The organism is Pseudomonas sp. D(2018) (genome assembly GCF_005502555.1).
Classification (GTDB): domain Bacteria; phylum Pseudomonadota; class Gammaproteobacteria; order Pseudomonadales; family Pseudomonadaceae; genus Metapseudomonas; species Metapseudomonas resinovorans.
This window is the reverse complement of record NZ_SCOK01000050.1, coordinates 25,831-40,710: the sequence shown is the minus strand read 5'-3', so window position 1 is coordinate 40,710 and position 14,880 is coordinate 25,831. Positions and strand designations below refer to the sequence as shown.

The window sequence follows — 14,880 nt, the reverse complement described above, 5'->3', positions numbered from 1 at the left end:
CCCCGGAACCCAGCCTGTTCAAGGGTCTGGTGAAGTCCCTGGTAGGCCTGTTCGCCGGCAAGGAAGAGCCCAAGGTCGAAGCCGAGAAGCCTTCCACCGAGCGCCAGCCGCGCAGTGAAGAACGCCGTAGCGGTCGCCAGCAGAACCGCCGCCGCGATGGTCGTGAGCCCCGCGAAGGTCGTGAAGCCCGCCGTGAGGACGATCGCAAGCCTCGCGAAGAGCGTCAGCCGCGCGAAGCCCGTGAGGCGCGCGAAGGCCAGGAAAGCCGCCGTGAGCGTCCGGCCCGCGAAGAGCGCCAGCCGCGTGAGGAGCGCCAACCTCGCGAAGAGCGTCAGCCGCGTGAACCGCGTGAAGAGCGCCAGCCCCGCGAAGAGCGTCAGCCGCGCGAGCCTCGCGAGGAACGTCAGCCGCGTGAACCGCGTGAAGAGCGCCAACCTCGCGAAGAGCGTCAGCCTCGTGAGCCCCGTGAAGGCCAGGAAGGTCGCCGCGAGCGTGGCGAACGCGCCGAGCGTCCGGCCCGCGAAGAGCGCCAGCCGCGTGAAGAGCGTCAACCTCGTGAAGAGCGCCAGCCCCGTGCCGAACTGGCCCAGGCCGATGCCGAGGCGGTCGACGAAGAACTGCTGAACAACGAAGAGCTGCTGCAGGACGACGAACAGGAAGGCGCCGATGGCGAACGTCCCCGTCGCCGTTCCCGTGGCCAGCGTCGCCGCAGCAATCGCCGCGAGCGCCAGCGCGAAGCAAACGGTGATGAGCTGGAAGAAGGTCAGGAAGATCAGGAAGGCGCCGAGCAGGCCGCTCCGGCCGACGCTACCCAGATCGCTGCAGTAGCCGCCACCGCCGTGGTCACCGCAGACCTGGTCGCCGAAGCAGCTGCTGAAGCACCGGCCCCGGCCGAAACTCCGGTTGTTGAAGCTCCGGTTGCCGAAGTCGTGGTCGCCCAAGTCGAGGAAGCCGCTCCGGTCGTCGAACAGGCTCCGGTGGTCGAGGAAGCCCCGGCTGTGGTCGAAGCCCCTCAGGTCGCTGAAGCGGCCCCGGCCGAAGTCGTAGCCGAAGCCGAAGCCGAAGCCGAAGCCGAAGCGCCTGCCGTCGCTTCCGTCGAGGAAGCACCGGCTGCAGAGCCCCAGGTCGAAGAGCCGGTTCGTGCGCCCTCCAGCGGTGGCCGTGCCCCCAACGATCCGCGTGAAGTGCGTCGCCGTCAGCGCGAAGCCGAGCGTCTGGCCAAGGAAGCCGAAGAGGCTGCTGCCAAGGCCGTTGACGCGGTAGCCGCTGCCGAACCGGTCGCCACTGCCGTACACGCCATCGCCGGCGTGGAAGAAGAAGTGGTCGCCGCCGAGCAGAAGGTTGAAGAAACTGTCGAACAGGCTGTAGAGGCTCCGGCCGAACAGACTGAGCAAGTGGCTGAAGCAACCGAAGCCGAAGTACCGGCCCAAGCCGAGACCAAGGCCGAGGAAGAAGAGAAGGACGAAGCCAAGGACGAGACCAAACCGGTCGTCTGAAGCCAAGCCTGAAAGAGAAAGGGGATGCCATCGGCATCCCCTTTTTCATTCCGCTTGTTTAATTCCCCTACTCCACCTCATCCTCCGCCTGGACGCCGAACTGCAACTCGGCCAGTCGCGCATAGAGCGGGCTGCTGGCCACCAATTGCGCGTGGCGACCGACCGCAATCACCTTTCCCCGCTCCATCACAGCGATGCGATCGGCATTCTGCACGGTGGCCAGACGGTGGGCGATCACCAGCGTGGTGCGTCCGCTCATCAGGGCCGGCAGGGCCTGCTGGATCAGGTGCTCGCTTTCTGCATCGAGGGCGCTGGTGGCCTCGTCCAGCAGCAGGATGGGTGCATCCACCAGCAGGGCTCGGGCAATGGCCAGACGCTGGCGCTGGCCACCGGAAAGGCCGATGCCGCCCTCCCCCAGGTGCGTCCGGTAGCCCTGCGGCAGGCGCGTGATGAACTCGTGGGCATGGGCCGCACGCGCGGCAGCCTCCACTTCGGCATCGCTGGCCTCGGGGCGTCCATAGCGGATGTTGTCTTCGACGCTGCCGTAGAACAGTGCGGGATTCTGGGACACCAGGGCGAAACAGCGGCGCAGGTCGGCGGGGTCGAGTTGCTGCAACGCCACGCCCTCGACGCGGATGCTGCCCGCCTGGGGGTCGAAGAAGCGCAGCAGCAGTTCGAACACCGTCGACTTGCCCGCGCCCGAGGGCCCGACCAGCGCCAGGGTCTCGCCAGGGCGAACGTCCAGGCTGACACCATCCAGGGCGTTCACTTCAGGCCGACTGGGATAGGCGAAGCAAACAGCCTCCAGTTCGATACGACCACTGACACGTTCCGGCAGCGTCACCTGTCCCTCAGCCGGGGCGTGGATGGCGTTGCGCGCCTGGAGCAACTCGGCGATACGCTCGGCCGCACCGGCGGCGCTCTGCAGCTCACCGATCACTTCACTGATGGCACCGAAGGCCGCCCCCACGATCAAGCTGTAGAACACGAAGGCCGCCAGGTCGCCGGGAGAGATACGCCCGGCGATGACATCCGTTCCGCCGACCCAGAGCATGACCCCAACGGCTCCCAGCACCAGCAGGATCACCAGGGTGATCAGCCAGGCGCGCTGGGTGATGCGGTGCAGTGCCGTGTCAAAGGCACCTTCCACCGTGCCGGCGAAACGTTGACGATCCTGGGCCTGATGGTTGTACGCCTGCACCGTCTTGATCTGCCCCAGGGTTTCGCCAACGTAGCTGCCGACATCGGCGATACGGTCCTGGCTCTGCCGCGACAGGCGCCGCACACGGCGCCCGAAAATGAGGATGGGCGCCAGCACCAGCGGCAACGCCAGCAGCACGATGCCGGTCAGCTTGGGATTGGTGACAAACAGCAGGCCGATGCCGCCCACCAGCATGATGCCGTTGCGCAGCGCCATGGAGAGGGACGAGCCGATCACCGATTGCAGCAGCGTCGTGTCGGCTGTCAGCCGAGACTGGATCTCCGAGGCGCGGTTGCTCTCGTAGAAACCTGGATGCAGCTGGATCAGGTGATCGAACACGCGCTTGCGGATGTCCGCGACGAATCGCTCGCCTATCCAGGACACCAGGTAGAAGCGCGTAAAGGTACCGACGGCCAGCGCCAGCACCAGACCGAAGAACAGCATGATCGAATGCTGCAACGACGCCTGGGATTGGGTCGCCAGGCCCTGGTCCACCAACAGGCGGATGCCCTGCCCCATGGACAAGGTGATTCCGGCAGTGAACAACAACGCCAGCAGCGCGCCCAACACTCGCCAGCGATAGGGCGAAACGAAGCGACCAGCCATGCGCAGCGCATTGCGCTGCCGTGCAGAAAGAAGGGATGCCATCGAGGGACTCAGTCGGATTGCCTAAGGGGTTGCCCTGCGCGCTGCGCGGCGGCGGCAGGCGCTTCCGCCCACCACCCCGCCAGACAGAGGCAGAGCGCCACCAGGTTGGTGGACAGGGGATTGAATGCCTGGATCAGCAAGCCCGGAGCGAACAGCGCCACATCCAGCAATAGGCCGATCAACAATGCCGCCGCCAGCGCCAAGGGCCAGCGTTGTTTGCGTACCCGCAACAGGATCAGCGCCAGGGCGATTTCCGCCAGCCCGGCAATGGTCGCTACCAGCTCCACGCGGGTCAGGCCATGGGCGGCAATCATCAATTTCTCGTCGGCGCTCAACCAGAGCAGCTTGGGCACCAGACCGTGGTAGAGGAACAACAGCGCCAACCCCCAACGGGCCAACGAGGCGAAGCGACGTGATTCAGCGGTCGGCATTCAGGAAGCGCCCCTCATGGTCGGGCGGCGGCAGCAGGCAGACGTCGTGCCGGCCGAAAAGGCGGTAGCGATTCAGGGCAATACGGTCGTAGCACCAGTCGCGCACGCCCAGAGGCAGAAAGCGGAAAACGCCCAGCAGCGGCCAGGGGGCCGGCAACTGACGAACGATCCGTGCAATGGCCTCGGAGCGGACGAACAGCTCGCGGCCTTCCACATAGAGCATGGTGGCGAAGCTATCGGTGGGCAGGCCGAACCAGCGCAGGATCGCCTGCCCTTCCACCGACTGTACCGAGGCAAGCTTGAACACCCGCGCCCGGTCATGGCGGATCAGGAACTTCGCCCAGCCGTTACAGAGCTTGCACACCCCGTCAAACAGCACGACGCGCTCGCCGGGGCGGACATGGGGCGGGTACTGCTCGGCATCCATCACGATGCTCCTGAATCCACGGGGAAGTGCCGTCGATGGTAGCCGATCTCCCCGGATACCGGCGCCCCGCCTCAGGCCGGGTCGCCCCACCCCACGGGATAGAGCAGCTCCTCTTTGTAGCCCGCCCAGACCCGCACGGCATCCGGGAAGGCTTCATCCAGGGCCGGATCACCACTGTCCACCAGCAACGGCCGCCCTTCCAGAGTGCCAAGCTTGCGTTTGGTGGCGACCACCCTCAGGTGATCCAGGCCGATGGCCCGCAGCACCCTGGGGCTGATCTGCTGGTTGCCCCGGCCGATGATGTGCCCCTGGCCGCCAATGGCAGTGACCAGCAACCGCGCCGGATGACCGTCCACCAGCGCGAACAGCTGGCTTTCGGTCACGTCTCGGGCAATCACCACGCCATTCTCGACCACGTCGACGCCCAGCAGCGCGGTGTCCAGCCCCAGATTGGCTGCCAGGCCATGGAGGGTGGAGCCCGGTCCGAGTACATAGCGCACGCCCTCCTCCCAGCTGTCGTTCAGCCAGTCGGCCAGGTCCACCAGCACCAGCTCTTCCGACTCCATTCCACCTTGCTTGACGTGCTGCATGAAGTGGCCTTCTTCGGGCACGGTCAGCTCGCCATACCAGCGCGCCGCGACCTTGCCGTCGCGCAGGGCCGCTTCGTCCAGGTCGCGCACCTCGCCACTGGCCAGACGCACCAGGCCACCCTCCACCAGGCGCCGCGCCAGTTCCCCGGCGGCGCGCGGGCTGATGGCATAGACGCCGGAGTGGATCTTCACGCCGGCGGGAATGCCCAGCACCGGCTGGCCTTCGCGCACTGCGGCGCTGACGTCCCGCGCCGTGCCGTCTCCACCGGCGAAGAGAATCAAGGCAACGCCGGCGTCCTGCAGGGCGTCGACAGCCTGCCGAGTGTCCTCTGCGCAGGTCATGGGGCCATCGAGATGGCCCAGTACGCGGTGGTCGAAGCCCATTTCCGCCAACAGGTCGGCACCCATCGGGCCAGGGAAGGTGAGGAACTGGATGCGCCCGACGAGCGGCAGCAGACATTCCAGGGCCAGGCGAGTGCGCGCAGCCGCACGGGGCTCCGCACCTCTGGCAATGGCCTCTGCGGCAACGCCGTCGCTACCCTTTAGCGCAGCCGGGCCGCCCAGACCGGCCAAGGGATTGATGATCAGGCCCATATGGAACAAGGACATGCTTACCTCGAACTGAACTGTCGCCCCGCACTGGGGGATCCACCTACCACGACCAGGACATTCGCAGTTGGCATATTCGCTGCTAATGTTTCCTGGTCTTTCTTTATTTTCTGGCGCAACGTTGGCGCCAACTGTCACCGCGCTTTCATCTACCCTACCTAGACTGCGCGCACCACCTGAAGAGGAGACAGGCCATGAGCTTGCACGACAGCACTTCCGATCGCCGCGTGATCCCGCTGCGCAATCCTCGTCCCGTGGGCGGCGCCGTCATCGACGCCCAGGGCCGTGAGATTCCGATCACCGAATCCATGATCCAGCGCGCCTGCCAGGAACTGCACAAGCAGTTGGAGTCCGAGCTGAAACAGGCTTGAGCGCCCCTGGCCCGGGGCAATTCCGGGCCTCTTCCTACACCAGTTCCGCGCCCAGCGCCCGGACGATTTCTGCCAACCTGGGGGCTTCCCCCGTCAAACGCACCCGCAACCCGTCGATCTCCCGGCGCACCGGATAGTGCTTGCGCAGGGCATCGAAAGCAGCGCGCCGCTGCGCCTCGTCGCCCACCAGGCTGCGACGGAAATCCGCATCGTCGCGGCGCGGGTCGTACACCGCACGGCACAGGGTCGCCAGCGCCCAGTTCGGGTCGCAACTGGCATCCAGGGCCAGCTCCCCCAGCCAGGGGGTCGGTAGCAGCTCATCCAATTGCACATTTTCCGCCTGCCCACTGACCCGGCACCAGGCCTGGTAGATCTGCGCCGTGCCGCGCAACTTGCCGTCCAGGCTGTATCCGGCGATGTGCGGCGTGGCGATACGGCATAGGCGCGCCAGCTCCACGTCCGCCCGGGGCTCGCCTTCCCAGACATCCAGCACCGCGCGCACGTCCGTGCGCCGGCCAAGCAGCTCGCGCAGGGCCTGGTTGTCCACTACGGCACCGCGGCTGGCGTTGATCAGCCAGGCACCGGGGCAAAGCCGCGCAAGGCGACCGGCGTCCAGCAGGTGATGAGTCGGGTGCTCACCGCCGCTGTCCAGCGGCGTATGCAGGCTGATGGCGTCGCATTCGTGGAGGATGGTCGCGAGATCGACGAAGTCGCCCCCTTCGGCGGCCTGCCGCGGCGGATCGCACACCAGCACCCGCCACCCGAGACCACGCAGCACGTCCACCAAGCGCCCGCCCACCTGGCCGGCGCCCAATACGCCAAAGGTGCGCGAGCCGAGGTCCACGCCTTCATCCTCGGCCAGCACCAGCAGGCTTCCGAGCACATAGTCCACCACGCCGCGGGCGTTGCAACCGGGGGCGCTGGACCAGGCGATACCGGCCTCGGTGAAGTAATCGAGGTCCAGGTGATCGGTCCCGATCGTGCAGGTGCCGACAAAGCGCACCGGGCTGCCAGCCAGCAGCGCGCGATCGACGCGGGTCACCGAACGCACCAGGAGCAGATCAGCGTCTGCCAGCGCGGCAGCATCGATGGCGCGCCCCGGCAGACGGCGTATTCTCCCCAAGCCGCCAAAGAAGGCATCGACCAGGGGTATGTTTTCGTCGGCAACTATTTGCATGGCAGGCTCCGGCAGAGAGGCCGTCATTTTACGCAATCCCCTCGGCAGATGCCCGTATCACGGGCCGTCACCCCTCTTTTCTGACCAATGTGTCAGGGCGTAGACTAGGCGTCCCTCAGCCTCCACGTCCCGTTCCGCCGGCAGCCTCTGCTGCAAAGGCTGGGACCGTGCACCGTCGCGAGCCCGTCGCGACCAGGCAACGCCCAGATTCCCGACAGCCACCCTTTGCATGGACACCACCGGTACGCCCGGAGGATGACTTATCGATATGGAACTATCAGTGACCCAACCTCAAACCCGTTTCAGCCGCGCCAGCATGGAACTGCGCGCGCTGCTCAAGCTGGCGGCGCCGATCATGATCGCCCAGCTTTCCAACACCGCCATGGGTTTCGTCGACGCGGTGATGGCCGGCCGCGTCAGCCCCCGCGACCTGGCTGCCGTGGCGCTCGGCAACTCCATCTGGATTCCGGTGTTCCTGCTGATGACCGGCATCCTCCTTGCCACCACCGCCAAGGTCGCCGAGCGCTTTGGCGCCGGCAAACCGGACGAGATCGGCCCGCTGGTACGACAGGCCCTCTGGCTGGCGCTGGTGGTAGGAATCTGCGGTGCCCTGCTGCTGATCAATGCGCGCCCCGTGCTGCAGCTGATGGGCGTGGACCCTGACCTGGTCGACCCGGCCATGGGCTACCTGCACGGCATCGCCTTCGGTTTTCCGGCGGTGGCCCTCTACTATGTGCTGCGCTGCTTCAGCGACGGCCTGGGTCGTACCCGCCCGAGCATGGTGCTGGGCATCTGCGGCCTGCTGCTGAACATTCCGCTGAACTACATCCTGATCTACGGCCACCTGGGCATGCCCGCCCTGGGCGGCGTGGGCTGCGGCTGGGCCAGCGGGGCGGTGATGTGGTTCATGCTGCTGGGCATGCTGAGCTGGGTAATCCGCGCCCCGGCCTACAAGCCAAGCCGGCTGTTCGGCCAGTTCGACAAACCGCAGTGGTCGATGATCAAGCGCCTGCTTTCCATCGGCGGCCCCATCGGCATCGCCGTATTCGCCGAATCGAGCATCTTCGCCGTGATCGCACTGCTGATCGGCGGCCTGGGCGCCACTGTGGTGGCCGGGCACCAGATCGCGCTCAACTTCAGCGCCCTGATCTTCATGATCCCGTACGCCCTGGCGATGGCGGTCACCGTGCGCGTCGGCCAGGCGCTGGGCCGTGGCGAGCCGCGAGCCGCGCGCTTCGCCGCAGGTATTGGTATCGGCGCCGCACTGGCCTATGCGTGCTTGTCCGCCAGCCTGATGCTGCTGTTCCGCGAACCGATCGCGAAGATGTACTCGCCCGATCCGCAAGTAATCGCAGTGGCAGCCATGCTGATCGTCTACTCGGCGCTGTTCCAGTTCTCCGACGCCATCCAGGTAGCGGCCGCTGGCGCCCTGCGTGGCTACCAGGACACCCGCGCGACCATGGTCATCACCCTCTTTGCCTACTGGGGCATCGGCCTGCCAGTGGGTTATGCCCTCGGCCTGTCCGACTGGCTGGGCGAACCCAGCGGGCCCAAGGGGCTTTGGCAGGGGTTGGTGGTAGGCCTGACCTGTGCTGCGGTGCTGCTCAGCCTGAGACTGGCGCGCAGCGCACGGGCAAGGATTCGCCGCTGACAAGAAGGGCCGCATCGAGCGGCCCTTTTTCATTCACATCGGCGTAAGACCGGCCGGGGCCTCGCTGAACGCCAGGCCCCGGCTCTGCATGCGCGCCGGGGTCATGTTCGAGCCCGGGGCGAAGCAGAGGGCATCAATCGGCTTTCTTGCGAATCCAGTAGAAGTAGGTGCCAGCCTCTTCCGACTGGTCCAGCAGTTCATGGCCAAGGAAGACACAGAACTTCGGGATGTCGCGGCGCGTGGAAGGGTCGGTGGCGATCACCTTGAGCAGGCCGCCGGCCGGCAGGTCGCGCACTTTGTTGTGCAGCATCATTACCGGTTCGGGGCAGTTCAGGCCGGTGGCGTCGAGGATGGCATCAGGCTGTTGGGACATAAGGCACTCCAAAAACTGGCGGCTATTGTGGCGCAAAGCCGAGTCTCCGCCCAGCCTTGCCACGCGTGCAGCGACGTCCGGCCACAGCACCACACAACCTTGGATGGGCGCGCCTGGCCAGCTCGCTTGGGCAAGCTGGACGGAACATGATCGCCAGCGAAAATCCGATGCGCCTCACCAGTCTGCTTCTCATTCTTCTCCTGCTGGGCGGCTGCGCTGCCCGCGAGCAGCTTCCCGACTACAGCACCCTCGCCGACCGCGCGCTGCCTGCGACCCACTTCGAGACAGTGATCACCGCCCGGGACGGCACCCGGCTTTCCGCCACCGTCTTCCAGCCGGCGCTGAAGCCCGGCGAGCAAGCCCCCCTGGTCGTTCACACCCACGGCTGGGGCGGCTGGCGAGTGACCGGACCGGATGGCTTCTACGGCCAGCAGATGATGTCCGGGCGGGCCGCGCTCAAGACCTGGCAGGCCGGTTTCTGGGTGATCAGCTACGACCAGCGCGGTTGGGGCGGCAGCGACGGCAACATTGAGATGATGGACCCGCGCTACGAAGTGCAAGACGCCCTGGCTGTGATCGACTGGGCCGCCGCCCACCTGCCGCGCCTGACGATGGACGGTCCCGGCGATCCGCGTGTCGGCATGCTCGGCGAAAGCTATGGCGGCGCCGTGCAGTTGCTGGCGTCGGCCGAAGACCCACGCATCGACGCCATAGTGCCCATCGCTACCTGGTACGACCTGTCCGAGGCCCTCGCCCCGGGCGGACGCATGAAAGTCGGCTGGACTGGCGTACTGCTGGGCCTCGGCATTGCCACCGGCTACGACCTGGGCAAGTTCACCCAGGCGTCCTATCTGAAAAGCGCCGGCGGCGAAATGACGCCCGACGTGCAGGCCGAACTCAAGTCCCACAGCCTTGCCAACTACTGCCAACGCGGCCAGCGCCCGCACGCAGACGCACTGCTGATCCAGGGCCTGCGCGACACCCTGTTCCCCCTCGACCAGGGGCTGGCCATTCGCGACTGCCTGGATCAGGGCAACGCCGATGTGCGCCTCCTGGGCATGCAGGGTGGGCATATCCTGCCGCCGCCCCTGCAGCACTGGAGCGGCCTGCCACCCTTCAACAACGAGCCCGTGCTGCATTGCGGTGACCGCGCCATCAATCTCTACCAGGCGGTGGTCGCCTGGTACGAGGACAAGCTGCGCGGCCGGTCCGGCGTCGCCGACAGCGTGCCGGACCTTTGCCTCAGCCTCGACCTGGATCACGGCCTGATGCTGCAACAGCCCCCGCAGATGGACGCGCCACAGCCTCTGCCGGAGACGCGCATTCGCCCGCTGACCAGCGGATGGCTCAGCCCTTCCCGCTTCATCCCGCTGCGCCAGGTCGACAACGCCAGTGGACTGGTGGGTACCGCCCAGCTGCAGTTGCAGCGCGACGCCAACGCACCGCTGCTGTTCGCCTCCCTGGCAGTGCGCCGCGCCGGAGGCCGCATCGAAGTGCTCAGCGAACAGGTCACCCCACTCAACGCCCGCCAGGTTGAGCTGGCAGCCGTCAGCGCCCTGCTCCAGCCCGGCGATGAGCTGGGCCTGAAAGTCAGCGGCTTCAGTGGCCAGTACCTGTTCAACAGTTCTTGGAGCCCACAGTCGACCACGCTCAAGGGGGAGGTCCGCCTGCCGTCGTTGATCCCCCTGGAGACACCACTGGCCAGCCAGTGAGCGGCGGCGCAGCATGAGGTTTTCCCATGGGAGCGGGCCATGTCCGAAGCCCCCGAGCGCAGCTGGTGCGTCAAGCGACTGGATGACAACGGCAACGAGTTCGTCCTGCGCGACGGCCTGACCCGGGCGGAAGCCGAGCGCCTGGTAGCGGAGTACCAGGCGCGTGGACACAAGCAGAGTTACTGGGTGGAGCGAGTGCCGGCGCTATAGCCTGCGCAGATGGCAGGTCACTTCCTCGCGGTCGTGATAGAGCTGCTTGCAGCCGATAAAGACCTTCAGCCCGCGCCCTTTCAGGCCGTCGTCAATGCGCGCCAGCAGCTTCCGCACTTCGGCGTAGCGCTGCTTCATCGGCAGCTTGAGGTTGACCACCGCTTCCTGGCACCAGCCTTCACCCAGCCAGGTCTCGATCATCGCGGCAGTGCGCGCGGGCTTCTCGACGATGTCGCACACCATCCAGTTCACCGGCCGGCGCGGCTTGAAGGTGAAACCGTCGGCACGCTGGTGCTCGACGAAGCCGGAATACATCAGGCTCTCCGCCATGGGGCCGTTGTCGACGGCGGTGACCTTGATCTCCCGCTGCACCAGCTGCCAGGTCCAGCCACCGGGGGCCGCGCCCAGATCCACTGCAGTCATGCCCGGCGCCAGGCGCTTGTCCCAGTCGGCGCGGGGGATGAAGTGGTGCCAGGCCTCTTCCAGCTTGAGGGTCGAGCGGCTCGGCGCTTCGCGGGGGAACTTCAGGCGCGGGATGCCCATGGGCCAGAGCGCCGAATTGTTGGACTCGGCCATGCCGACGAACGCCTGTCGGCCACTGCGGAAGGTCAGCAACAGGCGCGGCAGTTGCGCGTCGTCCTTGAGCTTGCCGGCCTTGATCAGGGCGCTGCGCAGCGGCTTCTCGAACTTGCGGCAGAAGGTGGACAGCTCCTTGCCTTCGTTGGTGTCCAGCACCTCCAGCCAGAGGCTGCCGCACACCGGGTAGCCGGCCAGTGCCTCCAACAGCACGCCGATGCGGTCGGATTCCGGCATCTCGACGTATTCGCCGCGGGCCCACTGGCGCGGAAAGATCAACTGACTGAAACGCACCTTGCGCATCAACCGCTCGGCGCCGCCGGGCTCACTGCAGACGAACTCGGCGCAGGCGCTATGGGGTTTGGCCTTGGAATAACCCGCCACATCGAGGTGGGCGGCGTGCTCGGCGATTTCGGCACAGACCTCACCCTCGAAACCGGGGCGGCAGTGCAACAGCAAGGTGTTCATCGGGTGGGCTCCTCCTGGGCGCGCACTATAGTTGCGCAACGCCCGTTTTCACACAGGAAAGGAAGGAAATTCCTACAGCCGGATAGCTTCATCCGGGGAGCCCGGCCCGCCCTGCCGGTCGGCTGACATGGCAGGACCCGCCAAGCGGGGCTAGGGTTTTAGCTTCCGTACGCGCAGCCGGCCCATGCCGTGTGGGCCTCAAGGAGATATCTCGATGCCTTCCCTGGATAGCCTGAACTGCCGCCGCAGCCTCGAAGTCGCAGGCAAGACCTTTCACTACTTCAGCTTGCCCGAGGCAGCCAAGCGCCTGGGCGCGATCGACAAGCTGCCCATGTCGATGAAGGTGCTGCTGGAGAACCTGTTGCGCTGGGAGGATGACGAAACGGTCAATGCTGCCGACCTCAAGGCCCTGGCCGAGTGGCTCGGCCCGCGCAGATCGGAGCGGGAGATCCAGTACCGCCCCGCCCGGGTGCTGATGCAGGACTTCACTGGCGTGCCGGCCGTGGTGGACCTTGCCGCCATGCGCGCCGCCGTCGCCGCGGCCGGTGGCGACCCGCAGCGCATCAATCCGCTGTCGCCGGTGGACCTGGTGATCGACCATTCGGTGATGGTGGACCGCTTCGCCTCCCAGGCCGCCTTCGGAGAGAACGTCGAGATCGAAATGCAGCGCAACGGCGAGCGCTACGCCTTCCTGCGTTGGGGCCAGCGGGCCTTCGACAACTTCAGCGTGGTGCCACCGGGTACCGGCATCTGCCACCAGGTCAACCTGGAGTACCTGGCCCGTACCGTCTGGACCCGCGAAGAAGACGGCCTCACCTACGCCTTCCCCGACACCCTGGTAGGCACCGATTCCCACACCACGATGATCAACGGCCTTGGCGTGCTCGGCTGGGGCGTTGGCGGCATCGAAGCTGAAGCCGCCATGCTCGGCCAGCCGGTGTCGATGCTGATTCCCGAGGTAATCGGCTTCAAGCTCACCGGCAAGTTGCGCGAAGGCATTACCGCCACCGACCTGGTGCTCACCGTCACCCAGATGCTCCGCAAGAAGGGTGTGGTGGGGAAATTCGTCGAGTTCTACGGCGACGGCCTGGCCGACCTGCCCCTGGCCGACCGCGCCACCATCGCCAACATGGCCCCGGAATACGGCGCCACCTGCGGCTTCTTCCCGGTGGACGAGATCACCCTCGGCTACCTGCGCCTCTCCGGCCGTCCGGAAGAAACCGTGCAACTGGTGGAGGCGTACAGCAAGGCCCAGGGCCTGTGGCGCGAAGCCGGACACGAACCGGTGTTCACCGACACCCTGGCCCTGGACCTTTCCAGCGTCGAAGCCAGCCTGGCCGGCCCCCGCCGCCCCCAGGACCGCGTGCCGCTGCCCCAGGTGCCCAGGGCTTTCGACGACCTGCTGAACCTGCAACTCAAGTCCTCCGGCACCAGCGGTGCCGGCAAGGTCAGCGTGACGCTGGACGATGGCGAACACTTCAATCTCGAAGATGGCGCCGTGGTCATCGCCGCCATCACCTCCTGCACCAACACCTCCAACCCCAGCGTGATGATGGCCGCCGGCCTGCTGGCGAAGAAGGCCGTGGAAAAGGGCTTGACCCGCAAACCCTGGGTGAAGTCCTCTCTCGCCCCGGGTTCCAAGGTGGTGACCGAGTACTTCCGCGCGGCCGGCCTCACGCCCTACCTGGACCAGCTCGGCTTCAACCTGGTGGGCTACGGCTGCACCACCTGCATCGGCAACTCCGGGCCCCTGCTCGACCCCATCGAGAAGGCCATCCAGCAAGCGGACCTGACGGTGGCTTCAGTGCTGTCGGGCAACCGCAACTTTGAAGGCCGGGTGCATCCCCTGGTGAAAGCCAACTGGCTGGCGTCTCCGCCGCTGGTGGTGGCCTATGCATTGGCGGGCAGCGTGCGCGTGGATGTTGCCAACCAGCCGCTGGGCCAGGGCAAGGACGGCCAGCCGGTCTATCTGAAGGATGTCTGGCCAAGCCAGCAGGAAATCGCCGCAGCCATCCAGAAGGTGGATACCGCCATGTTCCGCAAGGAATACGCCGAAGTCTTCGCTGGCGACGCGCAATGGCGCGCGATCAAGGTGCCCGAATCCGATACCTACGCCTGGCAGGCGGACTCCACCTACATCCAGCACCCGCCCTTCTTCGCCGACATCACCGGTGCGCCGCCGAAAGTGGAAGACGTTCACCAGGCGCGCATCCTGGCCCTGCTCGGTGATTCGGTGACCACCGACCACATCTCCCCGGCTGGCAACATCAAGGCGGACAGCCCGGCTGGGCGCTATCTGCGCGAGCACGGCGTCGCCCCCGCCGACTTCAACTCCTACGGCTCACGGCGCGGCAACCATGAAGTGATGATGCGCGGCACCTTCGCCAATATCCGTATTCGCAACGAGATGCTCGGTGGCGAGGAAGGCGGCAACACCCTGCACCTGCCCAGCGGCGAAAAACTGGCCATCTATGACGCCGCCATGCGCTACCAGGACGAAGGCACGCCGCTGGTGATAGTCGCCGGCAAGGAATACGGCACCGGTTCCTCCCGCGACTGGGCGGCCAAGGGCACCAACCTGCTGGGGGTCAAGGCGGTGATCGCCGAGAGCTTCGAGCGTATCCACCGCTCCAACCTGGTGGGCATGGGCGTGTTGCCCCTGCAGTTCAAGGATGGCGACGACCGCAAGACCCTCAACCTCACCGGCAAGGAAACCCTGACCATCAGAGGCCTGGACGGCACCAGCCTGCGCCCGCACATGGACCTGCACCTGGATATCACCCGCGATGACGGCTCGAAGGAGCAGGCTGAACTGCTGTGCCGCATCGATACCCAGAACGAGGTGGAGTACTTCAAGGCCGGCGGCATCCTCCACTACGTTCTGCGGCAACTCCTGGCGGGCTAACCTCCCGGCGCGGCCTGCGGAAAAGCGCAGGCCGC

12 protein-coding genes and 1 pseudogene are annotated in these 14,880 nt (G+C 66.3%); 6 read left to right on the top strand and 7 right to left on the bottom strand.

Going from position 1 to position 14,880, the window contains the following annotated elements:
• Positions 1-1,496: pseudogene (locus tag FFS60_RS23595) on the top strand (ribonuclease E/G); the annotation flags it as partial.
• 67 nt (positions 1,497-1,563) lie between these two features.
• Here the strand turns inward: FFS60_RS23595 and FFS60_RS23590 are convergent.
• The 4 genes from FFS60_RS23590 to FFS60_RS23575 all read right to left on the bottom strand — a co-directional run bounded on the left by FFS60_RS23590 (position 1,564) and on the right by FFS60_RS23575 (position 5,402).
• Entirely contained in the window at positions 1,564-3,345 is a 1,782-nt protein-coding gene (locus FFS60_RS23590; protein ID WP_137823339.1) for an ABC transporter transmembrane domain-containing protein, read from the bottom strand.
• 8 nt (positions 3,346-3,353) lie between these two features.
• The gene (locus FFS60_RS23585) at positions 3,354-3,776 is read right to left on the bottom strand and encodes a DoxX-like family protein (RefSeq protein WP_028630878.1); all 423 of its coding nucleotides are present in this window, start codon (positions 3,774-3,776) and stop codon (positions 3,354-3,356) included.
• Positions 3,763-4,203, bottom strand: a complete 441-nt coding sequence (locus FFS60_RS23580) for a thiol-disulfide oxidoreductase DCC family protein (protein ID WP_137823338.1) — start codon at positions 4,201-4,203, stop codon at positions 3,763-3,765. The genes FFS60_RS23585 and FFS60_RS23580 overlap by 14 nt, the downstream gene beginning before the upstream one ends.
• 71 nt (positions 4,204-4,274) lie before the next feature.
• Positions 4,275-5,402 (bottom strand): ATP-NAD kinase family protein, encoded by a 1,128-nt coding sequence (locus tag FFS60_RS23575; RefSeq protein WP_137823337.1) that lies wholly within the window; start codon positions 5,400-5,402, stop codon positions 4,275-4,277.
• A gap of 194 nt (positions 5,403-5,596) precedes the next feature.
• Here FFS60_RS23575 and FFS60_RS28775 point away from each other — a divergent pair, with 194 nt between their 5' ends.
• Complete coding sequence (locus tag FFS60_RS28775; protein WP_169338780.1) at positions 5,597-5,773, top strand: PA1571 family protein; 177 nt, start codon at positions 5,597-5,599, stop codon at positions 5,771-5,773.
• A gap of 34 nt (positions 5,774-5,807) precedes the next feature.
• Here FFS60_RS28775 and pdxB read toward each other — a convergent pair whose 3' ends face one another.
• Complete coding sequence (gene pdxB / locus FFS60_RS23570) at positions 5,808-6,950, bottom strand: 4-phosphoerythronate dehydrogenase PdxB (RefSeq protein WP_137823336.1); 1,143 nt, start codon at positions 6,948-6,950, stop codon at positions 5,808-5,810.
• A 268-nt stretch (positions 6,951-7,218) separates the two neighbouring features.
• On the opposite strand from pdxB, the gene FFS60_RS23565 reads away from it, so the two are divergent.
• Complete coding sequence (locus FFS60_RS23565) at positions 7,219-8,601, top strand: MATE family efflux transporter (protein WP_137823335.1); 1,383 nt, start codon at positions 7,219-7,221, stop codon at positions 8,599-8,601.
• Positions 8,602-8,734: 133 nt separating this feature from the next.
• On the opposite strand, the gene tusA is transcribed toward FFS60_RS23565, so the two are convergent.
• Positions 8,735-8,974, bottom strand: coding sequence for a sulfurtransferase TusA (gene tusA / locus FFS60_RS23560; RefSeq protein WP_028630883.1), 240 nt, complete (start codon positions 8,972-8,974; stop codon positions 8,735-8,737).
• Positions 8,975-9,120: 146 nt separating this feature from the next.
• On the opposite strand from tusA, the gene FFS60_RS23555 reads away from it, so the two are divergent.
• On the top strand, positions 9,121-10,686 hold the full coding sequence (locus tag FFS60_RS23555) for a S9 family peptidase (RefSeq protein ID WP_256658139.1): 1,566 nt from the start codon (positions 9,121-9,123) through the stop codon (positions 10,684-10,686).
• 39 nt (positions 10,687-10,725) lie between these two features.
• A complete protein-coding gene (locus FFS60_RS28770) occupies positions 10,726-10,896 on the top strand; it encodes a hypothetical protein (RefSeq protein WP_171016566.1) in 171 nt (56 codons plus the stop codon).
• On the opposite strand, the gene rlmM is transcribed toward FFS60_RS28770, so the two are convergent.
• Entirely contained in the window at positions 10,891-11,940 is a 1,050-nt protein-coding gene (gene rlmM, locus FFS60_RS23550) for a 23S rRNA (cytidine(2498)-2'-O)-methyltransferase RlmM (RefSeq protein ID WP_137823334.1), read from the bottom strand. The two genes, FFS60_RS28770 and rlmM, sit on opposite strands and share 6 nt — an antisense overlap.
• Before the next feature lie 214 nt (positions 11,941-12,154).
• Between rlmM and acnA the strand changes: the two genes are divergently transcribed.
• Positions 12,155-14,845: an aconitate hydratase AcnA gene (gene acnA, locus FFS60_RS23545; RefSeq protein WP_028630886.1), complete on the top strand. Its 2,691-nt coding sequence runs from the start codon at positions 12,155-12,157 to the stop codon at positions 14,843-14,845.
• Positions 14,846-14,880 lie beyond the last annotated feature (35 nt).